The organism is Nostoc sp. (assembly GCF_036917435.1).
Lineage (GTDB): Bacteria > Cyanobacteriota > Cyanobacteriia > Cyanobacteriales > Nostocaceae > Nostoc.
Genome location: NZ_JBALDM010000047.1, coordinates 93,807 through 118,816, shown reverse-complemented (window position 1 = coordinate 118,816; position 25,010 = coordinate 93,807). Strand labels below are relative to the sequence as shown.

The 25,010-nt window shown below is 40.7% G+C and carries 25 protein-coding genes; 13 read left to right on the top strand and 12 right to left on the bottom strand.

The window, feature by feature from the left end:
* Positions 1-499 precede the first annotated feature (499 nt).
* Positions 500-811: a hypothetical protein gene (locus V7K98_RS23550; protein WP_335026232.1), complete on the top strand. Its 312-nt coding sequence runs from the start codon at positions 500-502 to the stop codon at positions 809-811.
* Positions 812-1,196: 385 nt separating this feature from the next.
* Here V7K98_RS23550 and V7K98_RS23545 read toward each other — a convergent pair whose 3' ends face one another.
* Positions 1,197-1,406 carry a hypothetical protein gene (locus V7K98_RS23545; protein ID WP_335026230.1) on the bottom strand — a complete coding sequence of 70 codons (210 nt, stop codon included), beginning with the start codon at positions 1,404-1,406 and terminating at the stop codon, positions 1,197-1,199.
* Positions 1,407-1,714: 308 nt separating this feature from the next.
* Between V7K98_RS23545 and V7K98_RS23540 the strand changes: the two genes are divergently transcribed.
* Both V7K98_RS23540 and trxA read left to right on the top strand, forming a co-directional pair.
* Positions 1,715-2,032, top strand: coding sequence for a hypothetical protein (locus V7K98_RS23540; protein ID WP_335026443.1), 318 nt, complete (start codon positions 1,715-1,717; stop codon positions 2,030-2,032).
* Between the two features lie 317 nt (positions 2,033-2,349).
* The gene (gene trxA / locus V7K98_RS23535) at positions 2,350-2,703 is read left to right on the top strand and encodes a thioredoxin (RefSeq protein WP_335026228.1); all 354 of its coding nucleotides are present in this window, start codon (positions 2,350-2,352) and stop codon (positions 2,701-2,703) included.
* Positions 2,704-2,833: 130 nt separating this feature from the next.
* Here trxA and V7K98_RS23530 read toward each other — a convergent pair whose 3' ends face one another.
* The 4 genes from V7K98_RS23530 to V7K98_RS23515 all read right to left on the bottom strand — a co-directional run bounded on the left by V7K98_RS23530 (position 2,834) and on the right by V7K98_RS23515 (position 7,726).
* Positions 2,834-3,367 (bottom strand): dihydrofolate reductase family protein, encoded by a 534-nt coding sequence (locus V7K98_RS23530; RefSeq protein ID WP_335026226.1) that lies wholly within the window; start codon positions 3,365-3,367, stop codon positions 2,834-2,836.
* A gap of 15 nt (positions 3,368-3,382) precedes the next feature.
* On the bottom strand, positions 3,383-3,637 hold the full coding sequence (locus V7K98_RS23525; RefSeq protein WP_181929320.1) for a TIGR03643 family protein: 255 nt from the start codon (positions 3,635-3,637) through the stop codon (positions 3,383-3,385).
* 250 nt (positions 3,638-3,887) lie between these two features.
* Positions 3,888-5,687 carry an ABC transporter ATP-binding protein gene (locus tag V7K98_RS23520; RefSeq protein WP_335026224.1) on the bottom strand — a complete coding sequence of 600 codons (1,800 nt, stop codon included), beginning with the start codon at positions 5,685-5,687 and terminating at the stop codon, positions 3,888-3,890.
* Between the two features lie 245 nt (positions 5,688-5,932).
* Positions 5,933-7,726 carry an ABC transporter ATP-binding protein gene (locus V7K98_RS23515; RefSeq protein WP_335026221.1) on the bottom strand — a complete coding sequence of 598 codons (1,794 nt, stop codon included), beginning with the start codon at positions 7,724-7,726 and terminating at the stop codon, positions 5,933-5,935.
* 601 nt (positions 7,727-8,327) lie between these two features.
* Between V7K98_RS23515 and V7K98_RS23510 the strand changes: the two genes are divergently transcribed.
* The gene (locus V7K98_RS23510) at positions 8,328-9,392 is read left to right on the top strand and encodes an L-histidine N(alpha)-methyltransferase (RefSeq protein ID WP_442940435.1); all 1,065 of its coding nucleotides are present in this window, start codon (positions 8,328-8,330) and stop codon (positions 9,390-9,392) included.
* Positions 9,393-9,509: 117 nt separating this feature from the next.
* Here the strand turns inward: V7K98_RS23510 and V7K98_RS23505 are convergent, their stop codons facing one another.
* Positions 9,510-9,719 (bottom strand): type II toxin-antitoxin system HicB family antitoxin, encoded by a 210-nt coding sequence (locus tag V7K98_RS23505; RefSeq protein WP_442940434.1) that lies wholly within the window; start codon positions 9,717-9,719, stop codon positions 9,510-9,512.
* Entirely contained in the window at positions 9,706-9,972 is a 267-nt protein-coding gene (locus V7K98_RS23500) for a type II toxin-antitoxin system HicA family toxin (protein ID WP_322642522.1), read from the bottom strand. The genes V7K98_RS23505 and V7K98_RS23500 overlap by 14 nt, the downstream gene beginning before the upstream one ends.
* A gap of 373 nt (positions 9,973-10,345) precedes the next feature.
* Between V7K98_RS23500 and V7K98_RS23495 the strand changes: the two genes are divergently transcribed.
* The 4 genes from V7K98_RS23495 (at position 10,346) to patX (ending at position 14,390) form a co-directional block, all read left to right on the top strand.
* Positions 10,346-11,116, top strand: coding sequence for a pentapeptide repeat-containing protein (locus V7K98_RS23495; RefSeq protein ID WP_335026216.1), 771 nt, complete (start codon positions 10,346-10,348; stop codon positions 11,114-11,116).
* A 35-nt stretch (positions 11,117-11,151) separates the two neighbouring features.
* Positions 11,152-11,769 (top strand): TenA family protein, encoded by a 618-nt coding sequence (locus tag V7K98_RS23490; RefSeq protein ID WP_335026213.1) that lies wholly within the window; start codon positions 11,152-11,154, stop codon positions 11,767-11,769.
* 465 nt (positions 11,770-12,234) lie between these two features.
* The gene (locus V7K98_RS23485; protein ID WP_335026211.1) at positions 12,235-14,055 is read left to right on the top strand and encodes an FAD-dependent oxidoreductase; all 1,821 of its coding nucleotides are present in this window, start codon (positions 12,235-12,237) and stop codon (positions 14,053-14,055) included.
* Positions 14,056-14,162: 107 nt separating this feature from the next.
* On the top strand, positions 14,163-14,390 hold the full coding sequence (gene patX, locus V7K98_RS23480) for a heterocyst-inhibiting protein PatX (RefSeq protein WP_335026209.1): 228 nt from the start codon (positions 14,163-14,165) through the stop codon (positions 14,388-14,390).
* A 597-nt stretch (positions 14,391-14,987) separates the two neighbouring features.
* On the opposite strand, the gene V7K98_RS23475 is transcribed toward patX, so the two are convergent.
* Positions 14,988-16,046: a class I SAM-dependent methyltransferase gene (locus V7K98_RS23475; RefSeq protein WP_335026207.1), complete on the bottom strand. Its 1,059-nt coding sequence runs from the start codon at positions 16,044-16,046 to the stop codon at positions 14,988-14,990.
* Between the two features lie 321 nt (positions 16,047-16,367).
* Between V7K98_RS23475 and V7K98_RS23470 the strand changes: the two genes are divergently transcribed.
* Positions 16,368-16,568, top strand: coding sequence for a hypothetical protein (locus tag V7K98_RS23470; protein ID WP_335026205.1), 201 nt, complete (start codon positions 16,368-16,370; stop codon positions 16,566-16,568).
* Positions 16,569-16,690: 122 nt separating this feature from the next.
* Here the strand turns inward: V7K98_RS23470 and glnA are convergent, their stop codons facing one another.
* Positions 16,691-18,112, bottom strand: coding sequence for a type I glutamate--ammonia ligase (gene glnA, locus V7K98_RS23465; protein ID WP_335026203.1), 1,422 nt, complete (start codon positions 18,110-18,112; stop codon positions 16,691-16,693).
* A 361-nt stretch (positions 18,113-18,473) separates the two neighbouring features.
* Between glnA and apcB the strand changes: the two genes are divergently transcribed.
* Complete coding sequence (gene apcB / locus V7K98_RS23460; RefSeq protein ID WP_335026201.1) at positions 18,474-18,983, top strand: allophycocyanin subunit beta; 510 nt, start codon at positions 18,474-18,476, stop codon at positions 18,981-18,983.
* Positions 18,984-19,115: 132 nt separating this feature from the next.
* On the opposite strand, the gene V7K98_RS23455 is transcribed toward apcB, so the two are convergent.
* The gene (locus tag V7K98_RS23455; RefSeq protein ID WP_335026199.1) at positions 19,116-20,303 is read right to left on the bottom strand and encodes a glycosyltransferase family 4 protein; all 1,188 of its coding nucleotides are present in this window, start codon (positions 20,301-20,303) and stop codon (positions 19,116-19,118) included.
* A 262-nt stretch (positions 20,304-20,565) separates the two neighbouring features.
* Between V7K98_RS23455 and V7K98_RS23450 the strand changes: the two genes are divergently transcribed.
* On the top strand, positions 20,566-21,636 hold the full coding sequence (locus tag V7K98_RS23450) for an LOG family protein (RefSeq protein ID WP_335026197.1): 1,071 nt from the start codon (positions 20,566-20,568) through the stop codon (positions 21,634-21,636).
* Positions 21,637-21,735: 99 nt separating this feature from the next.
* Here V7K98_RS23450 and V7K98_RS23445 read toward each other — a convergent pair whose 3' ends face one another.
* Together V7K98_RS23445 and V7K98_RS23440 are read right to left on the bottom strand one after the other, a co-directional pair.
* Positions 21,736-22,824 carry a nucleotidyltransferase domain-containing protein gene (locus V7K98_RS23445; protein ID WP_335026195.1) on the bottom strand — a complete coding sequence of 363 codons (1,089 nt, stop codon included), beginning with the start codon at positions 22,822-22,824 and terminating at the stop codon, positions 21,736-21,738.
* Positions 22,825-23,001: 177 nt separating this feature from the next.
* Positions 23,002-23,235 (bottom strand): Nif11-like leader peptide family natural product precursor, encoded by a 234-nt coding sequence (locus V7K98_RS23440; RefSeq protein ID WP_335026193.1) that lies wholly within the window; start codon positions 23,233-23,235, stop codon positions 23,002-23,004.
* 430 nt (positions 23,236-23,665) lie between these two features.
* Here V7K98_RS23440 and rplU point away from each other — a divergent pair, with 430 nt between their 5' ends.
* Together rplU and rpmA are read left to right on the top strand one after the other, a co-directional pair.
* A complete protein-coding gene (gene rplU / locus V7K98_RS23435) occupies positions 23,666-24,073 on the top strand; it encodes a 50S ribosomal protein L21 (protein WP_094329577.1) in 408 nt (135 codons plus the stop codon).
* Between the two features lie 30 nt (positions 24,074-24,103).
* Positions 24,104-24,400 carry a 50S ribosomal protein L27 gene (rpmA, locus tag V7K98_RS23430; protein ID WP_069071599.1) on the top strand — a complete coding sequence of 99 codons (297 nt, stop codon included), beginning with the start codon at positions 24,104-24,106 and terminating at the stop codon, positions 24,398-24,400.
* The last annotated feature ends 610 nt before the right edge of the window (positions 24,401-25,010 follow it).

Genomic DNA, 25,010 nt, shown 5'->3' with positions numbered 1-25,010 from the left:
GGGCATCTTGCCCGCCCAGTTCAATAGGGCGGGCAAGATGCCCACCCCACAATAAGTAGTTGAGTATTTTTTTATTTGGAAGTCCCTTAGAGGATGTTTGAAAAGTATTTTTGGTAACATCAAAGCATCAGGAATCTCACCCTGTCATATCTTTAATCCCTCTCCTTAGTAAGGAGAGGGACAGGTTTTACTACGTAAAACCAGGGTGAGGTTTCTTAGGGGCTACCGCAAATCGCCTCACCAAAGACTTCTGTCTACACCCTAGCTTCCTGTGGGGGAGAGGAATGGAAGTGTAATTTATAGTATAATTTACGATTTTTCAAACATCCTTTTAGCACCTGCGATTAAATCAGCCAGTTTTAGATATTTACAAGTTAATTTAACTAATTAATTCACCCCTTTGTGTGAGGTAATTAGCAAAGCAATAAGTGTATTTTACTTATAGTAAGACTAACAGAAGATGGTTTGAAACAGCATTTACACAAAGGATATATCAATCATGTTAAACCTGATATTAACTGGATGTATCAAAATTAAAACATTAGTGCTTTCAACAGCTTTTTTACTGGCTGTACAAACTTTAGCCAATGCTCAACAATCCGTTCCTAGCTTGACTCCAGCACAAGCTCAAAGTTTATCCCGTGACTTAGTTCCATATAATTCTCAAGACTTTTTTAGGCAAGGAAAAGACTCGATTGAGAGAGAAATTCAAATTCTTAGGCAAAGGCAACTACCATCACTTAAACCTGTTCTTAAGATTGATTCAGTACAGCAGATTAAAAGACCACCTACTCAGCAAAAACCTGAATAGAGTAGTCGGCTTTGATTTATGAATTAATTTCTGTAAGGATGCGAAGTACAAGTGCAATATGCAGGCGACAGGAAAGTTGTACTGAGTTTGTTCAAAAATCAAATCTGAGTTCTGTATCTTATCTAAGTAAGAAGCATTATAGCGGTTCTCGGTTGAGTGAGATACACCCGTAGGGGCACGGCACTGCCGTGCCCTCACACCTTGCGATATAATGTTCCACTGCATCTGAATGGGAACCGCTATATGCTGTTATGACATTTCAGATCGCTTTAAGCTATAGCAGCTAAATTGAATTGCACTCTCAGCCATTACAATCATTATGCTCTGCTTTCGATAAACAGAGCTTTTGTATTTTGAATAAACTTTACAACAAAAATTTACAATTCTAATCGTCTAGCAAACTCATCAACGCTTGAACTTCAACATCTTGCGGCTCTGACAATTGAGACTGTAACTTTAATAATTGACTCTGTAGTGCTTCTACTACATGAGGCATGTTAGATTCTTGTGCAATTTTTAACTGATTTTCTTTAATTTGGATTTGTTGAACCAAGTTGTTTTCAACATGAATTGAGTTGTAATGTTGAACAATCATAGATTTATATTTTTTATCAATCTCTAAAGGGCAATTAAATTTATCACCAGTGTATTATTCCACACTTTTATCAGTTTTTAAATATTTGATGATTTAATCTTTAAGGAATTGCAAAAAATAAATTATTCTAAATTATTTTTACATTTGTAAGTTAGCACAGTTGTGTTAACTTATTATGGAGTGTTTTTTTAGCTGGAAGTCCCTGATGAGTCATGGTGTTTACGGGTATGGCAGGACTAATACACCATGCCCATCTTTTTAGAAGTTTTTCAAAAAACGAAAATCATAATCTGGCGGTTATCAATTGCATGAATTTAAAGTTTAAAAACTCAACCATTTTTACGTTTGTAAAAATCCTATCTACAGTGCTTATAACCAGCGCCATCGCATTAGAATCGTGGAATATTTATGCGGCAATAAATAATATTAATGTACCAATTAGCCTCAATCCAATTTTTTGGATTGAGCGTTTTGCTATGACTTGCCATTTTATTGAGGGTATTGTAGCAGCTTTTTATGCACCTTCAAGAAAAAAGATGCCAATACAATATGCTGCTTATACTTTTTTTGTAGGCACTATTGGGTTGTTAGAACTGTTTGATCGAGATGATGCTTCTACGTCTTGAGGATGTGAGGTTTTTGGATTAAGTAGGTTGGTAGCGATGCCTACGGCGGTAAACTACGCATCTTAAGGGATTTCCAAGGAATAAATTATCTCAAAAAACGAACCACAGAGACAATAGAGTTGCCAGTGCGTTGGGCGGGTTCCCCGACTTGTAGCAACTGGTGCAACACAGAGAGAGGAGAGATTAAGAGGATTTTTGCCTCAGTTTTGGAATATTTTTTCATACAAGTGGCTGATGAATCTGACAGGCAGAAGGAGGTATAGTTTGTATAGTAAGCTTTTTGCTGCAATTTTATTTTGATACTAAGGAATTAAAAAATGTCTGCTGATACTCAGATAGTTAGTTATGTTGAAGAAAGTGAATTTGATGTTGTTTTAAATGGAAGTGAAGAGAAAGTAGTTGTTGTTGATTTTACTGCTACTTGGTGTGGCCCCTGTCGGCTAGTCAGTCCGTTAATGGAGCAACTTGCCGAGGAATACAAAGGCCGCGCTAAAGTCGTTAAGGTAGATGTTGACAGAAATAAGCCTATTTTTAAAAGATTCGGTCTTCGCAGTATTCCAGCAGTTTTAATTTTTAAAGATGGTGATTTAGCAGAAACTATCGTGGGAGTTTCTCCTTATGAACAGTTTAGTGAAGCTGTTAAGAAGCTTCTTGAGGCTGTTCCAACCTAATTTGTAATTCAAAAAGGTTTTGACGCGATGCCTGATAATGGCATTGACTTTTCAGGTGGTGTTTAAATTCCCCGAAGTTTTGAACATCGGACTTCTCACCACTTGAACCATATTTGTAAAATATGCATTTTTAAGGCTGCCCTGTTCGCCTATAATGTGATTGCAGTAATCCACTAGAATATTGTTTTGAGTTAATAAGCTGCAATTTTTCTTCAGGGGTAGGCGGTGGGAAAAGCTGTATACCGCTACCTAAGATAGTTGGAATCGTTGAAATAATATATTCGTCAATCAAGCTGTGCTGAAGAAACGAATTGATTAATGCTCCGCCACCCACTAACCAGATATTTTCAAAACCTTGAGCCTCTATATTTACTAAGGCGTTCTTTACTGTATCAGAAATAAATACAACGTCTTGACGCTCAGATTGGAGGTGACGTTTGGTGAAAACAAATGATCTCTTCCCCGGATAAGGCCATTCATCAAAACCAAGTCCTACTTCATAAGTATTGCTGCCCAAAACAATAGCATCAATGGATTCGTAGAAAGCACCATAACCGTAGTCTTCGCCCTCTATATTAAGGATTGATAGCCAATCAATTCCGCCATCGCTGCGAGCAATATAACCATCCAAACTAGCTGCAATATAGAGTGTAACTTTCGTCATTTTACTGTCAATTAGTTACGTTTTTTGATTGTGGGATTTAAACCGACCTGCAATAAATTCTCGCTTAGATAAATGCTTTGTATTACGTTTGGTAACTCGCTCTCGCCACATCTTGAAACTAGATTCTTTCATTTCGCGCCTCATTAAGGCAATTACTTGTTTCTCCAATAGTCCAAACTGAGCTTCAATAGCATCAAAAGATGTTCTATCTTCCCATGCCATCTCAATGATGCGATTGATGGTTTCTGAATCGAGGTTAGGTAGCTTCATTCCTTTTCTGGCAATTGGTAAATTCGAGCTAAGTAGGTAGGCGTAATTAAATATAATATCAAACCTCACCCTCAATCCCTCTCCTTACTAAGGAGAGGGAAGCCGGAGGCAAGGTGAGGTTTGATATTTAATTTGAACCACTTACTTACAGCGTATTGCGGGTAAATGAAGTACACGGGTAGGGGCACAACATGTTGTGCCCCTACGATGATCTGTACCTCACCAAGTTGCAATCTGCTGTATATATATTTTACTTTTCATTTTGAAGAACCGTTGTGTCTGCTGCACCGAGTTGTAGACTATAGAGGTTGGCATAGACACCTTGCTGATCGATGAGTTCGGCGTGAGTACCTTGCTCTACAATTTGTCCCTGCTGAATTACTAATACCCGATCTGCCTGAGTAACTGTACTGAGACGGTGGGCAATTACGAAACTGGTACGACCTTGCAGCAAACGTGCGATCGCAGTTTGTACTAGTGCTTCTGTGCGCGTGTCAATGCTGCTGGTGGCTTCATCAAGAATCAGAATTCGCGGGTTAACCAACACCGCACGGGCAATACTGATTAGTTGTCGCTGTCCCTGGCTGAGGGGCGCTCCCCGTTCACCCAATTGGGTTGTATAACCTTGTGGTAATGAGGTAATGAACTCATGTACATTTGCCAGTTGTGCAGCCTCTTCAATGTCAGCTTGGCTACTATAGGGAGCGCCAAAGGCAATGTTTTCAGCAACAGTGCCAGTAAAGAGAATATTGTCTTGCAGAACGATGCCAATTTGTCGCCGCAGACTGGCTTGAGTAACACTACGCACGTCAACATCATCAATTTTCACTGCACCGCCAGATACATCGTAGAAGCGCAAAATCAAGTTAATAATTGTGCTTTTTCCCGAACCAGTCGGCCCAACTAATGCAATCATCTGCCCTGGATAGGCGTGCAAATTCACCCCTTTAAGAACCAATTGATCTGGGTTATAGCCAAACTGGACATCCTCAAAAGTCACTTCCCCCTGAATGGGCGGCATTTCTGTCGCATTGGGTGCGTCTTTGAGTTCTGACGGTTCATCTAGTAATAGAAAGATTCGCTCTAATCCAGCGAAGGCAGATTGAGCTTGGGTGTAAAACTGGCTGAGAATCTGGATCGGGCGGAAGAACTGCTGGACGTAAAGTAAAAAGGATGTCACCACACCCACTGTTGCAGCCCCAGTGACGGCAAGATAACCCCCATAAGCCAGCACCCCTGCGGTTGCAAGTGTGTTGAGAAAATCGATGGAGGGCAAAAAGGCGGAAGTAATTGCCACTGCCTCGACGTTGGCATCACGATTGGCGGCGTTGAGAACGTCAAATTCTGCGATGTTCATCTGTACGCGATTAAATGCCTGTGCTTCTCGGACACTGACAATATCTTCTTCCAACTTGGCGGAAAGCTCCCCAATGGTCTGTCTGGTAACGCGAAATCTGGCTCTTGCCCAACGTGCAAATACACTTGTGGTAACAATCATCAGTGGCACAACCAGGTTGCTCAACAAGCCGAGTCGCAGGTTGATTGCGAGCATGGCAATAACTATACCAATCAAACTGAAAATGTTGCCGAGCATTTGCGCGATCGTCAGTCCAAATGCTTGATTTACAGTATTGACATCATTCAGTAGGCGGCTCATTAAATCGCCCGCTTCACTGCGATCGAAAAAGCTGAGGGGCAGACTTTGAATTTTAAGAAAAATATCTTGCCTCAATTGAGCTAGCAATCGCTGCATAATCCAGCCGACTCGAATAATTTGACCCCGGGTTGCTAAAACTCCAAGTCCGTAGTTCAGCGCTAGTAGCCCTAATAACATTAGGAGTCCTTGCAAATTCCCTTGGGCAATTAGGTGATCGATCGACCAACCGAGGAAAAACGGGCCAATTGCCTGGGTTGAAGCACCAAAAAATACTAATGTCAAGGCAATGGGAATTTCTTTGCGATAAAGTAGTACATATTGCAAAAAGCGCCGTAGGGTGGAGAGTTGCTTACTTGACTGCTCAGATGCAACAAGGGGAACTGTGCTTCTCATAGCAATTTTAGATTTTGGATTTTGGATTACAAGGTTTTTATAAAAATCTAGGACTAGCCTTTTCAAGGTGGGTAAAAATTTCGGCTAATAAATTCCACTTTAAGCTCTTTACTCTGTGTCCTCTGCGCCTCTGTGGTTAAGAAAATTATTTTTAAACCGCAGAGTCACAGAGAGCGCTGAGAAAAATAAGAGATTTTACGAATCATCTTGAAAGGGCTAGTCCTAAAATCGTTAAGCAATACTATTTATGTTAGTTTGGTATCCTTTTTTTCTTTCGCCTTTACCTGAGATTCCAAAATTGCCCCGTAGAGGGGGCTGGTTTGCATCAATTCCTCGTGAGTGCCTTGGGCTACCAATCGGCCTTTATCTATGAGAAAAATGCGATCGGCATTCTTGACGGTGCTAATGCGTTGCGCTACGACAAACGTGGTACACGCTTTTTGGCGCATTAAGCCATCTAGTTCGGCTTGAATATGGGCAGCAGTGGCGGCATCTACGGCTGAGGTACTATCGTCTAAAATCAAAATGCTGTAATCGGTTAGTAAGGTACGAGCGATCGCAATTCTTTGTTTTTGTCCGCCAGATAAACCCACGCCGCGTTCGCCCACAATCGTCTCGTAGCCATCGGGTAAACCGATAATAAAATCGTGCATTTGTGCAGTTTTTGCAACCTCAATCACTTCCTCTAGGGTTGCATCGGGTTTAGCGTAGGCAATATTTTCGCGGATTGTGCCAGAGAAAAGGGTGGTTTCTTGAAATACAATCCCAATTCGCGATCGCAGGCTTTTGAGGGTAAAATCTTTTACGTCTCGTCCGTCAATACGAACTGCTCCCTTGGTGACATCATAAAAGCGGGCAAGCAAGTTCATAATTGTGCTTTTCCCGGAACCAGTCATCCCTAAAACGGCGATTAGTTCTTTGGGCTTTGTTTCAAAGGAAACTTCTTTGAGAGTTTCAGTACTGGCTCCTGGATAGCGAAAGGAAACATTTTCAAAGGTGATTCTACCAACGCAGGAGGCAAAGGGGACAGCACCGGGGCGATCGCGGATTTCAATTTCTGCATCCACAACTTCATAGACTCGTTCAGCAGAAGCAGCTGATTGAGCGATCGCAGGTGCTGCAAATCCAATTAACAAAATAGGTTGGAGAATTAATGCTAGGTAGGAGTTAAACGCCACCAATTCGCCGATGGAGAATCTACGCCCAATTACCTGCGCTCCCCCATAACCAAAAACTGCCAGTGTTACAAAGTTACTTAGCAAGAAGATAAAGGGGAAGGTATTATGGATGGCATTAATGGTCTTCATGTTTGCCTTAACTAGACCATCATTTAGGGTTGTGTACCGCGATCTTTCGGTTGATTCCCTAACAAACGCTTTCACCACCCGAATTCCGATCAAGTTCTCTTGCAATACAGCATTAAGGTCGCTTAATTGCTCTTGTACTTGCCGAAAAAGGTTGTTATTGCGAGTAACAAATCTTGCCATCAGCCATGCTGATATCGGCACTGCCGTTAGGGTAATCAGTGCTAGTTGCCAGTTCATCACCAGCAAAACTACCGCAATAGTCACCAATGTGACAATGCCACCAATGACCTGAATCAGGCTAGTACCTACAAAGGTACGGATCTGCTCAATATCGCTGGTGACACGAGTTAAAAGTTGGGAAGTCTGCGCTTGGTCATGATAGCTGAAACTGAGATTTTGAATTTTGCTAAAAATCTTGTTCCGCAGATCATAAGCTACACCCTGAGATGCTGCTTCTGCCAAATAGCTTTGTCCAAAGTTAAACAAACCACGAGCGATCGCGGCGAGTACCATCCAGGCGGCGCTGTGTAGCACAATTTGGAGGTTGTTTTGGCTAATCCCCTGATCGATTCCCCATCTAAATAGTTGTGGAGTAACGGCATTTGCGATCGTCAACATCAACAAGCTGACTAATGCTCCGAGCGAAGTCCATCGGTAAGTGCTTAAACTTTTAAGTACACGCCGCATTGGTTGTATTGACGAAGTTTCCTGGAGTTCTGGTTGCTGAACCACTGAAATGCACCCCTGTATCTTTGAAAAATTATCTCGCACTTTGATTGTAAAAAACCAATTGCTCAGTGGTAAGTAAGTGGGCCAAATTAAATATAAAACCTAACCCTGCTTCCGGCTTCCTTCTCCTTAGTAAGGCTACGGTGTACACACAAGTAAGTCATCGAATTACCCACAACAAAAGAAAAACCTCACCCTGTCCTATCCTTAATCCCTCTCCTTAATAAGGAGAAGGACAGATTTTGCACAGCAAAATCAGGCTGAGGTATCTCCGGCTGCGCGATAAATTTTAAAACCCCGTCAACAACTATTTGTGTGTACACCGTAGCCTTAGTAAGGAGAGGGATTGAGGGTGAGGTTTGATCTTATATTTAATTACGCCTACCTACTTAAACGCGAGCTATTTGTGGTGAAAAATCTAAATTTTGGTTCTAATTTTGGGACAACGACATGAGAAAATACTTATTTAGCAAGCATTGCAGCTAATCAATTTAAATTAGGACTGACGCAAAACTATCCGTCTATAGGGGCAATTCATGAATTGCCCCTACATGGTGTTTGGATAATTCCTATAAATTTCGACAAAAAACAAAGAACAAGAATAATGTCACAAAATTTTCATAATAATTCCGAATTTCCCTCAGATAAGATGTCAACTGCTATCAGTCGCACAGCAAAGCCAAGTTCTGAGTTCTACTCTATTTTTTCTGAAGAAGAAGTTTTAGGGATAATTCATGCATTAGAAGTCAAACGAGAAATACCTTTAAAGTATTCTTATAAAGGTAGAGGTGCAAAAATTTGGGACGATTTTTATCAAAAATATGTTATTCCTAGATGGTATCGAACATCGAATGTTGAAATTGACCTTTTAAATGAAAATTTCAATTACTTTAATAACACTATTCCAAATGGGACAAAAATCAATATTGTAGATGTTGGTGCAGGTAATTCATATCCAGTTAAAAAATTTATTCAAAGACTTCATAAGTTGGAAAAAGTAAATAAATATATAGCTCTAGATATAAGTGAAGAATTGCTTCATGTATCCCAAAATAATTTTAAAAAATGGTTTCCTCTAATCGAGTTTATTAGTTCCACAATTGACATAGAAAATAATCCTGTACCCATAACCTTATTTCAAAATAAAGCCGATATTGAAATTGATAATAGAGCAAAAATATTTTTCCATTTAGGTGTTACCATTGGGAACCATCAAAATAGAGACAAGGTATTTAAAAACTTTCGAGATAGTATGGGAAAAAACGATTACCTGGTGTTTACTAATGAAATTGGCTCTAACTCTACATGGGATGGAAACGTGAGAGGTGGATGCAAATATCATGTAGAAGAAATATATGGATGGGTTAAAAATAAAATTGGGATTAAATCTGAAGACTGTGAATTGGTAAGAAAGTATGATTTAAAAACCGATAGTATAATTGCTAATATCAAACTACATCATGATTACACTATAAACTTCAATCGAATGGGGATAGCTAAAAGTATTGAAATTCCTGAAGGTGAAGAAATTACTATTTGGCGACATCATAAATTTGAAATTCCTCAACTTTTGCAAGAATTAGAACGTTCTGGATTGCAACTGCTTCAATATAGTACTGACAAATATAAATCACATATCATGGTGATTTGTAAAATTGCCAGTAACTAACGCATCAAGATCCTCGACTTCTTTAAGAAGTCGAGGATCTAACTATTCAGATGGTGTAAATAAAATATTTATTTATGATGATACTAGAAAATCAGTTTCACTTGGTTTTTGCATCAATTAAATATACATCAAACGCGGTCTAGGTTGAGGAATTGAACGCCCTAAATCCTTAGCTGTTTCTATCCATTCCTGCATAACTAATTCTACATTATGCAGGGCTTCTTGATAAGTATTACCGTCAGCAGCACAACCTAATAATTCTGGTACTTCTGCAATAAAGGCTTGATCTAATTCACTCCAGTAGAGAATAATCTCATAGCGAAACATTATTTTTACTTCCTAAGTTATACTTTATAATTACTGCACGAACTTGTTTAACTTGATAACTTTTGGCTTTTCCTCTCTTATGTTGCAGGTTTAATATTTCCTCAACATCGGCTTTGACAAAAATGCGATGATCGCCACGAATCCGTTCATCAAAGCCTAGTGTATATAAGAGTTGCCACAGTTGGGCGAAAGGGATGTCTGTATCAGAAGTCCCAGAGAGAATTTTTTCTAAGAGTTTATCTTGCTGACTCACGTTTTTCTAACTGTCTTAATGCTTCTATAGTCTCATATTTATTTAAAATCAGGACAGACAAAAGCAAATGGATCTTACAGATGCTTTATTTGAAACGATATTTTGCACAAAGTTTTGACTAGCATGAAGGTGCATCATTTTGCTTGACACTGATAGTTTTATTATTTTCTGTGATGCGATCGCATCACACGCACCAAAAGCTATAGTCTGGCAGACACGGTGTATTAAACCTAACAGATAACCCCTATACTCAAATTTACAAATGATATAGGTAACTACAGAGGTCAAATTGTTGAGATTGCTAATATCATAAGCTGAAGTATAAATCCATCTCAGTTAGTATTGACTACTGAGCAATAAATATCACGCGAATATGAACAACCAAATTCTAGGTGCAGCCGCATTTTTAACCACAATTAGTTTGACAACAAGCGTACAAGCAGCGAATTCTGAACATATTAGACAGTTATTAGCAACCAAACAATGTCAAAACTGTGATTTGATTAATGCAGGTTTAGTGATGGCTGACTTATCTGGAGCCAATTTGAGTGGGGCTAATCTCACAGGTGCTAACCTCAGCCGTGCAAACTTGAGTGGTGCAGATTTGCGGGGTGCAAACTTGAGTGGCGCTAGTTTATTTGGTGTTAACCTGAGCGAAGCTAAATTTAGTGGGGCAAATTTGGCGGGTGCTGATTTGAGAAATAGTTATCTAGTAAATGCAGAACTGACTGGTGCTTACCTAAATGGTGCTAACTTCCAAGGTGCAGTTGGGATACCATTACAAATTGCTTCCCCAGGAGAATTTTATGCTTTGGGTGTAGCAGAAGGTCAAAAAGGCAACCAACAACAAGCAATCGGTTATTTTAATCAAGCGATCGCTATTAAACCAGAATATGCAGGCGCTTATTTAGCTCGTGGTATCGCCCGTTACCAAATACTAGATAGACAAGGTGCATTAAAAGATGCCCAAGCTGCTGAAAAATTGTTTACATCCCAAAGCAATAACTCTGGAACACAAACAGCGCAGGCTTTTATTAAAGAACTGCAAACACCCGTAAATGAAAATGTAAAGACAGGTAATTCCAATTTAGTTGACTTGTTTGGAAACATTGGCTCACTCCTGCTCCAGTTCTTGCCTTTTTAAATACTTCCTTTTTGAAGATACAAAACAAATGACAAATGACTTTATCTAACGAATTATGGGCAGCAAATCAAGACTTAGCTCAAGCTTGCCTAGAGCATCCTTTCGTTCAAGGCATTGGGGATGGTACTCTTGAGCAGATAAAATTTGCTTACTACGTAGGACAAGATGCTTTTTTCTTAGAAGCTTTTGCCCGTGCTTACAGTATAGCCGCAGCTAAAGCACCAGACTGGTTAGGTTTCACCACATTTCATAACTTAGCTAGTGGAGTTTTAGAAGAGCTGCGGTTGCATAGTGGCTATGCTTCTCAGTGGAAAGTCAATTTGAACTCCGTGAAACCGGGAGCCGCCACCCGTCGCTACACTGACTTTTTATTAGCAACTGCTTGGGGGCAAGATGTGGGTTTAACTGCTGCCGCAATGTCTCCGTGTATGCGTTTGTACGCCTTTTTGGGAGAACAGCTAGCTTGTAATGGTATTCGTAATCATCAATATGCAGACTGGATTCGCACTTACAGCAGCGCAGAATTTCAACCATTAGCACAACAATTAGAAAGTTTGGTTGACAATTATGCCACTAGCAATTCTGTTGTGCATTCAACCTATCGTTATGCTATGTTTTGCGAACGCGACTTTTTTCAGGCTGCATGGGAATAGCCGAAATGAAGGGTCAGAAACCTCTTCATATTCTTAGAGGATGTTTGAAAAGTCGTAAAGTATACTATAAACCCCGCTTCCATTCCTCTCCCCGAAGCGGAGAGAGGCTTTGAAACCCCCATTCCCTCTCTTCGAGACGCTGCGCGAACGTAGGGAAGGGGGGTTAGGTTCTTAATGCTTTGATGTTACCAAAAATACTTTTCAAACATCTTCTTATGGGCGGGATAATTCATCAGATTTTGACTATTTTTAGGACTTACAGCACTTCTTTGTGAAACTGCACTAAATCTCTTAATTTCTTATTTCTTGGCGTACTTGGCGCTCTTGGCGGTTCGTTCTTTATTTTTTGCAATATAAAAGTGGTACTACGCAAAACTACACGCGGTAGGGGCAATTCATGAATTGCCCCTACCGGAAAATCGAAGTTTGGGTTATTTTTTGCCTAAGTCCTCTCTAAATTAAGTAATGGTTAATCAGACATACACAGCTGATGTCTTAGTTGTCGGTGGTGGAACCGGAGGGACTGCGGCTGCTATCCAAGCGGCGCGACGTGGAGCCGAAACAATTCTGGTGAGTGAATTTTCTTGGTTAGGGGGAATGTTAACTTCGGCTGGAGTATCTGTACCCGATGGCAACGAACTAGAAGCCTTTCAAACAGGATTATGGGGTGCGTTTTTGCAGGAATTGCGACAACGACAGCCCGGAGGATTAAATAACAGTTGGGTAAGCTTTTTTAGTTACGATCCTCAAATTGGGGCAGAGATTTTTGCCAATTGGGTGCAGGAATTGCCAAATCTGCACTGGATTTCTGGACAAGTGCCAATAGAAGTGTTCCGTCAAGGTGATTCTATTACTGGTGTGCGCTTTGCTGATTTTGCTGTCACAGCTAAAATTATTCTCGACGGCACAGAATTAGGAGATTTATTAGTTTTAGCTGATATACCTTACCGTTGGGGCTGGGAATTGCAATCTGAATGGGAAGAACCCAGCGCCCCAGTGACTTTTAACTCTTTCACCAAGAAATATCCGGTGCAAGCGCCCACTCATGTAGTGATTATGCAAGACTTTGGTGATGCAATGTCTCCAGAAATTCCGGTTGCCCCTAACTATGATCCATCACACTTTACAGGCGCTTGGGATGGTTATGGATCAGAGACAGTCTTGCAAACTCTCACGCCGGGAGATCCGGACGCGCGAGGTTTGCGCTTTTTGAATTATGGACGTTTGCCTGGTGGCAAATTTATGATTAATTGGCCAATCTGTGGCAATGACTACGATCGCGGAGTAGAGCGGCTGATAGAGTCAGATGTGTCTAGAGATGAATTCATCCAAGAATCTCGCTGGCACAGTCAAAATTTTGCCCATTTTATCCAAAATCAGCTTAGTCGCCGCTATGGTTTAGCAGAAAAAGTATTTCCTCACGTCTCTACAGCTTTTGCACTGCATCCCTATTACCGAGAAAGCCGCCGCTTAGTAGGGCTAACTACTGTCCGCGAACAGGATATTTTGCCGATCGCAGGAGGGAGAGTTGCATCTATATTTAATGATGGAATTGCAGTTGGTAATTACGCCAATGATCATCATTATCCTGGTGTTCAATTCTCACTGCAACCAAAATCTATCCGTTGGGGCGGACGCTGGACTGGAACTCCCTTTACAATTCCCTACAGTTCCCTAATCCCAGCCACTACAGATGGTTTCTTGGTTTGTGAAAAGAACATTTCTGTCTCCCACATTGCCAATGGCGCTACCAGATTACAACCTGTGGTTATGGGCATTGGTCAAGCAGCAGGTATGGCGGCGGCGATGTGTGTTGAGTTAGACTGTCAGCCCAGGGATTTACCTGTTAGATCCCTGCAAACAGCTTTATTAGAGGATAATCGCTCAAAAACAGCAATTATTCCTTTATTTAATCTTCCACCCAATCGTTCTGATTGGCTGCACTGGCAACTGTATTACTTAAATAACCCACAAGCCTATCCAGATAGTGGTTATTGCCCTTGTCCATCGGAAAATGAGTACCCTGACTCTGTTTTTGACCAGACATCAATTCGGGAAAGTAACTGTTTCAAAGGCATTTTTTCCCGCTTGGAACAGCAGGAGGAATACAGATTTGCTGTCACAGCACCAGCTGCATATCTTGGGCAAAATTGGCAGCTTGTGACTTTGCGATCGCAAATCGACGAGCAATTACGCGCTTATCCCCACGAACAATTAGTTACATTGTGGGGTTATTACAATCACTCTGGCAACTGGTTATTAGTCGAACATTTAAATGGAGGATAAAAAGAGTTTATTTTCAGTAAAACAGAATACTTTTTGATGAATTGTCCGGATATTAATCAAAAAACTAAGTATCAGTGAAGTGGAGAGTTCCAAAATAGACATCTGCTATGCGTGTTGCCATTTCACTTTTAATATCGAGTCTGGTATTCGGCCCCTTAGCTTTTAACTGCCAAGCAATGGTCAATAACTTATCAACTGGGCTGCCTTCCACGTCTACTTCAGAACAGTGGGTCTCGGCAGCATCTGAACAAGCTTCAGATGATGCGCCACGTCATCGCGGTAGTGGGCGTAGGGAAGTTACACAAAAATTCAGAAATACCTCTATTGTGGTTTAGCTACCGTAGGGTAATACCTTTTTTTTCAAAGTAACCAAAGTACCAGAAAACATGATGTTGTGCTAATATAATTTACACAGCTTTTCTGGTAGAGATATATACAGTTGACACACGAAAATCTTCAGCGATCGCTTAGTATTTCAACTGCAAGCTTTGTATATCATAAGTTGGTTTGAATTCTGGCGATCAAAATGCAAATCAAATTAAGTGCCTTGATCAACAGCATTAACTACTCCTCAAAAGCTACATAACTGTTGCTCATATTCCTGCGAAGCTCTGCATCTCAATCCTCAATGGCTCTAAAAATAGATGTTATTTAGGCTATCAGTTAATCTAAAACACATCTAATAGGACTTACGCACTTTACAAAATACTTATGATGTGAATTAACGTAAACACGTCGTTTCAGGTTTTTCATTGATGGTAAATAGACCGGCATCGTAGGGGCAATTCATGAATTGCCTCTACGACGTATCTGGTTTTTCAAATCATCTTAGTCATTTTAATTATTTTACATCCAAGTCCAGATGCAAAATTTTGCATTTGGCTTTTTTAAGTAAAACTTCCTTAAAGAAAAGGCAATGAAGAGGTATTATCTCAAGCTGGCTTATGAGCAATAAAATACTTGCTCATAAAATGGACTTGCATCTCAATATTCTCAAAACCTACTCTCTGTAAACGTTCTACCAAGTCATCAGTGGTGTAATGCTTGTAATAGGGTTCATGGAAAGTTTCAGGGAAAGAGTCTATCATATATTCCAACTCAGGTGAATCATTTAACTGAATTGAGTCACAGATAATAAAAACTCCACCTGGTTTTGTTACCCGAAAGCATTGTTCAATAATTGTCTGACGTACAGATGCTGGTAACTCATGAAAGAGAAAAACAGAAGTTACAGCATGAAAATAGTCATCTACATAAGGTAACTCTTCGGCATTCCCTTGCAAAAGTTGCGGTAGTTCTCCCGGAATTTGGGATAGTAATTCATTTGCTTTCCGCAAATAAGCTGGTGACAAATCTGTACCAAATAAAGATGCTTGAGGCAGGGCTGCCCGAATTAACTTCAATGTCCGCCCAGTTCCACAAGCTACATCCAAAATACGGGCTTGCCCTGGTGCAACCGAATCAATTGCTTTCAGCCCTTCCTTGAGAGGAGCGAGAATTCGCCGCCGCATCGCATCAGCTGCCCCGCCAAAAAGAATTTCTACTTGTAAGTCATATAAATTGGCTGACAAGTCACTCAAATAGCCATTGCTTTGGTAATGGAAGTTCTGCAAGTAGTAGCTGGGATAAGCATCTGTGTCAATTTCGGGCGAAAAATCTTGGTAATTCTGTTGTCTAACCCGCTCCCACATTTGAGCATAATCTAGCCACACTAGAGGATAGTAGGAAAAAAAGTCTTGCCAAGGGTTATCAAACAATAAACTTTCCGGGTAGACACCTTTTTGAGCATCTTGCCAGTCTGTTTCAAGAAGCTGGTTCAATCTCTGTTGAAGCTTCACTAAAATCTCATTTGGGATAGGTTTGATCTTTTGTTCAAGTGTCGGATACACCAGGTTCCTCAACTGTGAACTTAATATTTTGTGAGCCAGACCAAAGTAATTTTTACCCTGGTGAAAGGTCTGATAAGTCAGCTTAGTTAAACTCTCAGGCATAATAAATAGCTTAAGTTTTGATTACTTCTATGTAAATTATTGTAACGAAAAAATCCTCTCCTGTCGGAAAGGTAAAGGTTCCCAGGTGAGATAAATGTGAAGCCATCGAATAGGCAGGGCAATTCTAGAATCTCTGTTCCTGCTCACCGACCTCTTCGGTCAAATGATTTTAGCCATCAAAGATTTAGGGAAAAAGTACCTCATCTTTTCAGCATAAGCAAACATAAATTTATGTAAAAAGTAGCGTAAGATACAGAATTTTTGCTATATTAGTCTTGTGAGAAAAAATTATATATTCACAAAATAGAGAGGACTATAGTTATGTCTATCGCAGATAAATCTCGTGCGTTAATGGTGCGCGAACATCAGCAAGTCAAGAATCGCCAACAATCAATACTGATGCGGGCTGCACAAGAACTTGGTCTTCCTGAAGAAGTAGCGCACTACTGGAACCCAATTCAAGGAAAGGTAGATGCTAGCACTCGAATGATTTATGGGTCTAGTCATGCTTCTATGAGCTAAGTTTCAAGAGTTTTAAGCTGGATTTTTTGAGTGAATATCTCAACTGACGACTCTGAAAAAAAAAGCCACCCTCTACTTTAGGGTGGCGAAACTTATTAATTTTAGTTAGACACGATCCTTAATTAAGCATCGTAGTAGAGATAAAATTCGTAGGGATGAGGACGTAGTTGCAACTGTTTGGCTTCGTTAAGCTTGTAGTCAATCCAATTTTCGATAAAGTCTTCCGTGAATACACCTGATTCTGTCAAGAAAGCGTGATCGTTTTCTAGTGCTTGCAATGCCAGTTCTAAAGAACTTGGAGTTGAGGGAACCTTTGCCAGTTCTTCTGGAGAGAGTTCATAGATATTTTTATCTAAGGGTTCACCAGGATGGATTTTGTTTTTGATGCCATCAAGACCAGCACAAAGCATTGCAGCAAATGCCAAGTAGGGGTTAGATGTCGCATCTGGACAACGGAATTCTAAACGCTTGGCTTTGGGGTTCTTACCAGATAGAGGAATACGGATAGAAGCAGAACGGTTCCCTTCGGAGTAAGCCAAGTTAACAGGAGCTTCATAACCAGGTACTAAGCGCTTGTATGAGTTGGTGCTAGGGTTGGTAATTGCTAACAGCGCTGGTGCGTGTTTGAGAAGACCACCAATGTAGTACAACGCCATATCGCTCAAACCAGCATATTTATCACCTGCAAACAGAGGTTGTCCGCCTTTCCAGATAGACTGGTGACAGTGCATTCCCGAACCGTTATCGCCAAAAATTGGTTTTGGCATGAAGGTAACGGTTTTGCCATATTTCTTAGCAACGTTCTTGATGACATATTTGTAAATCATCAACCAGTCAGCCGCTTCGATTAACTTCCCAAATTTGAAACCTAGTTCGCACTGACCACCAGTAGCTACTTCATGGTGATGCTTTTCAATAGGTACACCTAATTTTGCCATCGTCAACAGCATTTCTGTCCGCATATCTTGGGAAGAATCTGTTGGTGAAACAGGGAAATAACCTTCTTTGAAGCGTGGTTTGTAGGCTAAATTGGGTTTTTCGGCTGTACCCTCTTTCCCAGAATTCCAAGCACCTTCTTCGGAATCTAAAAAGTAGTAGCCTTCGTTAGCAGTTTGTGCAAACCTAGCACTGTCAAAGATAAAGAACTCAGCTTCAGGGCCAAAGAAGGCTGTGTCACCAAGACCAGTGGAAACCAGGTAATCTATTGCTTTTTGGGCAATAACGCGGGGGCAACGGTTATACGGTTCACCAGTCCGGGGGTCTTTAATACTACAAATTATACTTAGCGTTGGCACTTCCATGAATGGATCGATCCAAGCAGTGTTGGGGTCGAGTACCATCGTCATGTCCGATTCGTTAATCGCTTTCCAACCCCTGATGCTGGAACCGTCAAACGGTACGCCATCAGTGAACGCAGTCTCATCGATTTGGTTCTGGTACAGTGTGAGGTGCTGCCAAGTTCCTACTGTATCGATGAATTTGAGATCAATCAGTTGAATTTTTTCATCTTGAATTCTCTTCAAGAGTTCTTTTGGTGTCGTCATTGTTACTCCTTCTCTACCAATTTCCTAAAGTAAACCAGAATCTTTCTTCCAAAGCATCCTAACCCTGCTGATCTCAATCAGGCCGTGACACACCAGAAATATCTTAAATAGTAGACATTAGCGAATTTTGTAGCTTATGTTACAGATATCCAGATTGTCAGGTTATATTAACCTTTCAGCGATCATCTGTACAAAACTGGAAAGTTCATCATATAGGGGTCAACTTTGGCATAGAATCCTTAAATAGTGGATAGATTGTTTTTGTGCCGAATCTATTTTAAATAGCACAAAAATTTACTGGTGTGTAAGTGCAGCCAAATAAATATCAAACCATAAATAGCAAGGATTAGGAGAAAAAAGAATGCGCGATGCGGTAACAAGTTTAATTAAGAATTATGACTTAGCTGGTCGGTATTTTGACCGGAATGCGATCGATAGCCTGAAGTCTTACTTTGATAGTGGTACTGTCCGAGTACAAGCGGCGGCGGCGATAAATTCTAATGCGGCTGGACTTGTTAAGCAAGCTGCTTTGAAGTTATATGAAGAACTGCCAGAATTAATCCGTCCTGGTGGAAATTCTTATACAACTCGTCGTTATGCGGCTTGTCTGCGGGATATGGATTACTACTTGCGCTACGCTACTTATGCGCTAGTTGCTGGGAATACAAATGTATTGGATGAGCGTGTGCTGCAAGGGCTGCGGGAAACTTACAATTCTTTAGGAGTGCCTATTGGCCCGACGGTTCGCGGTATCCAAATTCTCAAGGATCTGATTAAGGAACAAGTCGCGGCAGCAGGTGTGGCTAATACTGCTTTTGTGGATGAACCATTCGATCACATCACACGTGAGTTGAGCGAGACAGATATTTAGATTTTAGGTGGGGAAGGTGTCTGCCCCGACATAATAAATATAAATAGCGATCGCACTTTTTCAGCAAAGACAAAAGTGCGATCGCTTTTTTGTGAATTTTATCAGGTGATAAATCTGGATATGAGAAGTTCCTTACCAGGCAATTTGCGATCGCTCCTGCACAACTCGCTGATATACTTCTTCAGTGTGCCTAGCTAATTTCGGCCAGCTAAAGCGGCGTTCTAAATCCTCATAAGCATTATCTACCAGCCATTGCCGATAACCTGGATTTTTCAAGACTTCTAAAATTCCCCAAGCTAAAGAATCGGGATTGTTCACCCAAGTCACAATACCTGTTTTGGTATGTTGCACCACTTCAGGAAAACCACCAGTATCAGAAACCACTACGGGCACACGGGAAGCAAAGCTTTCTAAAGCGACAATTCCAAAGGGTTCGTAAAGGCTGGGAAACACGGCACAATCAGCGACAGTTTGGAATTTATCTAAGTAATCATCGGATAGAAAACCGGTAAAATAGCAATGATGCCAAATTCCTAAATCCCAGGCTTGGCGCTTGAGATGGTCAGTATTGCCGCCACCGACGATGACAAATTTAACATTACCTCCCATTTCTGACAGGATCTTGGGTGCAGCATTAAGTAATATCGGTATACCCTTTTCGTAAGTCATACGACCGAGGTAATAAATGATTTTCTCATTGTCTGTGGCAAATTGGCGGCGAAAATCCAGCGCATGAAAATCTACGTGATGCTGCTTCTTTTCGGCTCGAATACCGTTATAAATCACATCGATTTTGTCCCAAGGACTTTTTAAGGCTCGTTCTACTTCTTGGCGCATATAATCGCTACAAACGATAATTCGCCAAGCATTGAAAGCCAGCAAGTTTTCTTTGCCATTGATATAGCCTTGGATATCTGTGTAAATACCGTTATAGCGTCCGTATTCTGTAGCGTGAATTGTGGCAATTAGTGGTATTTTGAGACTATGCTTGAGAGCGATCGCAGCATCTCCTACTAACCAGTCATGGGCATGAATTAAATCAAACGGCCCTTCCTCTAAAATCAACTTACCACCGTGATCTCCCATACTCAGGTTGAGATTTACTACCCAGTGGAAAAAGTCGTTACTATGTGCCACAGGCACGCGATGTACCTTCACTCCCTCAACCACCTCATACATTGATGCCTGACCAAATTCGGCTGTAATCAGGTGGATTTCATGTCCTAGCTTTACCAGTTCTGGGTACAACTCCGCTACATGTCGCGCAATTCCCCCAACAATCCTGGGCGGAAACTCCCAACTCAGTACCAATATCTTCATCTGCTAGACTCCCCGACACTTTACAAATACCTAAAAAACTACATTTACCTAAAAATACAAGGGTGGCAAATGTAGTGAGTATGTTTACTAAAATTGTTAGATTTTTTAACTGTTATTTTGTTAAAGCTTATCAAATATCCAAATAAACAAAACATTCCACACACAGAGGACAGATTGTAACCGTACATCACAGGGCTGTATCCCGCTTGCTAGAGTGTGAGCCATTCACGTAGAATATAATCCCATTGTTGCAGCAGTTCTCATGACTTCATCTGCGTCATTTGACACATTAGAGTCTTTACAGGCGGATATCGCTGAATTGATCGCTCGTTTACCGACATTAAAAAATCGGCAACTTATTCAGCAAGCACTTGCTACCATTGTTCGTCTAGCTGATACCGAAATTGAGCGTCTCGACTGGAAAATCTTGTCGGCTGCGTTAGCAGATATGGAACGCGGTTTCCAGCTATTTTATGATTACCGACACGTTCGCAAAGTCACCATCTTCGGTTCTGCTCGTCTAGCACCAGATACACCAGAGTACCAAATGGCCTTTGAGTTTGCTCGTACTATTTCTCAATTAGGATTTATGGTGATGACCGGCGGCGGCGGTGGGATTATGCAGGCAGGTAACGAAGGCGCTGGGCGAGAAAATTCCTTTGGATTAAACATTCAGTTACCCTTTGAACAGGAAGCAAACCCTTTTATAGAGGGCGATCCCAAGCTAATTAACTTCAAATATTTCTTTACCCGCAAGCTGTTTCTCCTCAAAGAAAGTGATGCTATAGCCTTATTTCCGGGAGGCTTTGGCACTCAAGATGAAGCTTTTGAATGTATGACATTAACCCAGAATGGTAAATTTGGCCCAGTACCTCTGGTTTTAATCGATCGCCCTGGTGGTGATTATTGGCGCTCTTGGAGCAAATATATTGATCAGCAATTAGTGGAAAATGGTCTTGTTAGTCCTGAAGATCCTAGCCTTTACACGGTGACAGATAACCTGGATGTGGCTTGTAATGCCATTACTCGTTTTTACCAAGTTTATCACTCCTGTCGTTATGTAAGTGGTCAATTAGTCATTCGCTTGAAGACAGATATATCAGACGTTCTTGTAAAGCAACTCAATGCTGATTTCAGTGACATTCTTGTTAAAGGACAGATTGAAAAAAGTCAGGCATTGCCTCAAGAAGCACAAGATGAAACTGCTGAATTACCGCGCCTCATTTTGTACTTCAATCAACGCGATTTAGGGCGCTTGTATCAGATGATTGCCACAATTAATCAGATGGGTAATCCTTCACCAGAGGATGCAGCGCATCCAGAAAGGAAGTAGCTCAGGACTAGCGTAAACAATAGCCGAAACCCTAATTTCAAGGTAGGGGCAATTCATGAATTGCCCCTACGTGAATCAAGAGCATCTTCATACTTGAATTCACCAATTTTGCATTTCTACTAATTCCATACACAACTCATTAATTTGCTCTAAATCAGGTTTATGAGGTAGGTTAGACTGTTCGTAAAAAACTTCCATTTGAGCAACTAAATCTTCTGCCATTTTCATCACATGCTCATAAGAATACTCACCCTTTAAAATAGCCTTGAAATCCTCAACATCACCAGCTATTCTTCTATCTACAATCACTTCACCTTGTCGCAATATTTCTACTCCACTGCGTAACAATCTAATGCAGTGCATCCCATGTTTAAGGTCAAAACCCGACTTTCTTTCCATTTCTGCCCTAGCCGGATTTCTATTTTCCTGCCAAGACAAGTAAGCCTTCCATTCTCTTAAAGCTATTTGGTAACTTTGGCTTTTTTGAAGCAGACGGATAAAATCTTTCCGGCTATTAGTTAAATTTTGAGTATATTCTAAAGTCTCGTCGGGTAAAGTATATTGTTTTAAGACTCCTTTAAAATCAATATCTGCTGTTAGTAATTGGTATAACTGCTCCGCTTCTTCCAAAAACTCAATTCGTCCTCTGATTAAGTTATAAAGATACTCCAGAAAGGCATTTAGCTCATCTTTGCTAAGGGGTGCTTCATTTTCTATGGCGAAGTCAGATGGTATTGGTTTTTTTTGCGGTGGCTTTAATAACCATTTGCGATGAGTTTCCATCTTTTTAATTTGAGCAAAGGCATAACCAGTGTAAGTATGTTTTACCTTCTTACTCAAAAATAGCTGCTTATGATTAATTAAATGTTGTCCAACTGCGTTGACAAAAGGATAGTTATTTAACCAGAGCAATTCTAAAACATTGGGATTCGCACCCGCTAATAACTGGAGGATTTTTCTTAATTCATATATAACTGTGTCTTTGTTTCCATCAATGAATGGAAATATTCCTGGTTCATCCCAACCAGTATCTTTTTGTTCGATGCGATCAAATCCCAAATAGTACCTTTTGGGTGCAATAAAAACTCCCCGATAATCAAAGTCTGAATCAGGACGATTTAAACCATAGCCGTAGCTACCAGCCAAACCAATTAAAATACTTCTTTGCTCAACTTCTATTCTTTCCATATCACCTGATTAAAATATAGCCATCGTAACTCATGAGTTAAGCAGGTGGCGAGATGCGAAGCAAAGTTGCTTAGTTTAATATAAATGCTCCCCAAGGAGATGATACAATGGTATCCCTTGAGGAGCAAAACTTGTTAATTCAGTTGTTCCTATGCTTTCAGTTTCTTAGAATAGGAATTATCTAGGATTAATGTGCCGTCTAGTTCCCCATCCTGGATTAACGATGGCAGCTAAATCTTCTTCAGATAAGTTGTTGATTTCATTGTCAAGTTCATCAGAGGTAAAGTCATAGCCACGCTCTTTAGCAATCTTCATGAAGGCTTTTGGATCGGCTGTCGCTTTAAGTCTTTGCTGTAATGCTTGATCTTGTTTTACAGCTTGAAAAAGTCGGGTAGCATTTTGCTGTGTCATGACAATCCATCTCCTGTTTTAAATATCAGGTTTGAATGTAAGAATTTGATTTTTTCGATTCCCTAAATTCTGCCAAGAACTATTAGATTAGTCGCGTAAATTTAATTTTAAAATAAATAAGATAAATATGTGAATTTTGATAAGAAACTATAGGTTTGAATCTAAAATATTTCTACTAGGTTATAAAATTCATCCCTACGATAGAAGTATTATTGAATTAATAAGTATTAATTCTGATTTTTGGGTAAGCGATCGCCATCACAAATTTTGGCAAATAAAAGCTTGACTTAACACCTGCCAATAAAATAGGATATTAGATTGTCTGTCTAATTCCTGCTCGGATCAGGTAGACATATTACAAAGGCTGGCAAAAGCCTCTCTAAAAGAGATAAAAACCAGCTACCTGTACGGCAACCTCAAGGACAATTTAATGACCTACGCAATTATTGAAACTGGCGGCAAACAAATACGAGTAGAGCCAGGGCGGTTTTACGATATTGAACTGCTTCCGATCGAACCAGATGAAAAAGTTACAATAGACTACGTATTACTCGTTCAGCACGATGGCGAAGTCAGCATTGGACAGCCACTAGTGACAGGTGCGACTGTAGAAGGGACTGTAATGCGACATTACAGAGGTCGTAAAGTCTTGGTATACAAGATGAAGCCGAAAAAGAAAACCCGTAAAAAACGGGGGCATCGTCAAGAAGTTACCAGACTTATGATTGACTCCATCACCCTTAACGGTGAAGTGTTTGTTGCCCAAGGAGAAGCGGAGAAGGAAAGCCCCGTTTTAGATGAGACTCCTGCTGAAGAAGTTGAAGTCGCTGCTGAATAATAAAAAGAAGTAGATACAAAAGAGGAAATCATGGCTCATAAGAAAGGAACAGGTAGTACACGTAACGGTCGTGATTCTAACGCCCAACGTCTGGGTGTCAAGCGTTATGGCGGTCAAGTTGTGCGTGCAGGAAACATTCTCGTGCGTCAGCGCGGTACTAAATTTCACCCTGGTAACAACGTCGGCATTGGTAGCGATGACACTCTGTTTGCCTTAATCGACGGTGTTGTAATGTTTGAAAGAAAGGGCAAAACTCGTAAAAAAGTTAGTGTTTATCTACCCATAACTGCTGTTGAAGCAGCGCCTGCTGAAGCAGTAGCAAGTTAGAGTCTTAGGATGGGCACTGTTCCATTGGTGTCAAGTTAAGAAAAATATAGTCTTGTCAAGAGGGGCCTACTAATTGACTAAACTCAGCACCATTGAGTTTAGTCATGAGTAAACCACTGAAAAAACAAGGGAATTCAGACTTTCGCCATCGTGTAACGGGGCCAGTTCCTCAAAGCAAGGAGATTGAATCACGATTATATAAAATTTAACGAGTCGCGGAAGTCCCCACCCTAAATGTACTCATAGGGTGGGGATAGGGAGCGGACGGCGACGAAACCAACTCCGACCGATATTAGCCGTTAGGCTGATTAGGGAGTGGGTTGGTTGAGAAGTCGTCAATCTTGGGGCTAGGCAGCCTGTCGATCCAATCTTCAACCAATTGAGTAACTGTTTTTTCTTTGCTTTGTGCATAAGCCTTGAGTTTGTCGTTTCGTTTTTGCGATAATCTAACTCTGATGGATCTTTCTTTCATAATGTATCACTAAAATGGATACATTTATGGTAATATATAGATGGTCGATGACCCACCCACACGGCTCATAACAAACGGTCACAGTAGCGGTAAGACGCTATGCCTTGTCTAAGAGCGTGAGAAAGGGGGAAGACGTGA

Bases quoted from the DNA above. Each gene is read 5' to 3' on its own strand.
- V7K98_RS23550 (WP_335026232.1), top strand. From the start codon at position 500: ATGTTAAACCTGATATTAACTGGATGTATCAAAATTAAAACATTAGTG.
- apcB (WP_335026201.1), top strand. From the start codon at position 18,474: ATGCGCGATGCGGTAACAAGTTTAATTAAGAATTATGACTTAGCTGGT.
- V7K98_RS23505 (WP_442940434.1), bottom strand. From the start codon at position 9,719: ATGTTTCGCTATGAGATTATTCTCTACTGGAGTGAATTAGATCAAGCC.
- V7K98_RS23495 (WP_335026216.1), top strand. From the start codon at position 10,346: ATGAACAACCAAATTCTAGGTGCAGCCGCATTTTTAACCACAATTAGT.
- patX (WP_335026209.1), top strand. From the start codon at position 14,163: ATGCGTGTTGCCATTTCACTTTTAATATCGAGTCTGGTATTCGGCCCC.
- V7K98_RS23475 (WP_335026207.1), bottom strand. From the start codon at position 16,046: ATGCCTGAGAGTTTAACTAAGCTGACTTATCAGACCTTTCACCAGGGT.
- V7K98_RS23455 (WP_335026199.1), bottom strand. From the start codon at position 20,303: ATGAAGATATTGGTACTGAGTTGGGAGTTTCCGCCCAGGATTGTTGGG.
- V7K98_RS23485 (WP_335026211.1), top strand. From the start codon at position 12,235: ATGGTTAATCAGACATACACAGCTGATGTCTTAGTTGTCGGTGGTGGA.
- V7K98_RS23510 (WP_442940435.1), top strand. From the start codon at position 8,328: ATGTCACAAAATTTTCATAATAATTCCGAATTTCCCTCAGATAAGATG.
- V7K98_RS23540 (WP_335026443.1), top strand. From the start codon at position 1,715: ATGAATTTAAAGTTTAAAAACTCAACCATTTTTACGTTTGTAAAAATC.
- V7K98_RS23445 (WP_335026195.1), bottom strand. From the start codon at position 22,824: ATGGAAAGAATAGAAGTTGAGCAAAGAAGTATTTTAATTGGTTTGGCT.
- V7K98_RS23525 (WP_181929320.1), bottom strand. From the start codon at position 3,637: ATGAAGCTACCTAACCTCGATTCAGAAACCATCAATCGCATCATTGAG.
- V7K98_RS23440 (WP_335026193.1), bottom strand. From the start codon at position 23,235: ATGACACAGCAAAATGCTACCCGACTTTTTCAAGCTGTAAAACAAGAT.
- V7K98_RS23520 (WP_335026224.1), bottom strand. From the start codon at position 5,687: ATGAGAAGCACAGTTCCCCTTGTTGCATCTGAGCAGTCAAGTAAGCAA.
- trxA (WP_335026228.1), top strand. From the start codon at position 2,350: ATGTCTGCTGATACTCAGATAGTTAGTTATGTTGAAGAAAGTGAATTT.
- V7K98_RS23530 (WP_335026226.1), bottom strand. From the start codon at position 3,367: ATGACGAAAGTTACACTCTATATTGCAGCTAGTTTGGATGGTTATATT.
- rpmA (WP_069071599.1), top strand. From the start codon at position 24,104: ATGGCTCATAAGAAAGGAACAGGTAGTACACGTAACGGTCGTGATTCT.
- glnA (WP_335026203.1), bottom strand. From the start codon at position 18,112: ATGACGACACCAAAAGAACTCTTGAAGAGAATTCAAGATGAAAAAATT.
- V7K98_RS23490 (WP_335026213.1), top strand. From the start codon at position 11,152: ATGACTTTATCTAACGAATTATGGGCAGCAAATCAAGACTTAGCTCAA.
- V7K98_RS23470 (WP_335026205.1), top strand. From the start codon at position 16,368: ATGTCTATCGCAGATAAATCTCGTGCGTTAATGGTGCGCGAACATCAG.
- V7K98_RS23545 (WP_335026230.1), bottom strand. From the start codon at position 1,406: ATGATTGTTCAACATTACAACTCAATTCATGTTGAAAACAACTTGGTT.
- rplU (WP_094329577.1), top strand. From the start codon at position 23,666: ATGACCTACGCAATTATTGAAACTGGCGGCAAACAAATACGAGTAGAG.
- V7K98_RS23450 (WP_335026197.1), top strand. From the start codon at position 20,566: ATGACTTCATCTGCGTCATTTGACACATTAGAGTCTTTACAGGCGGAT.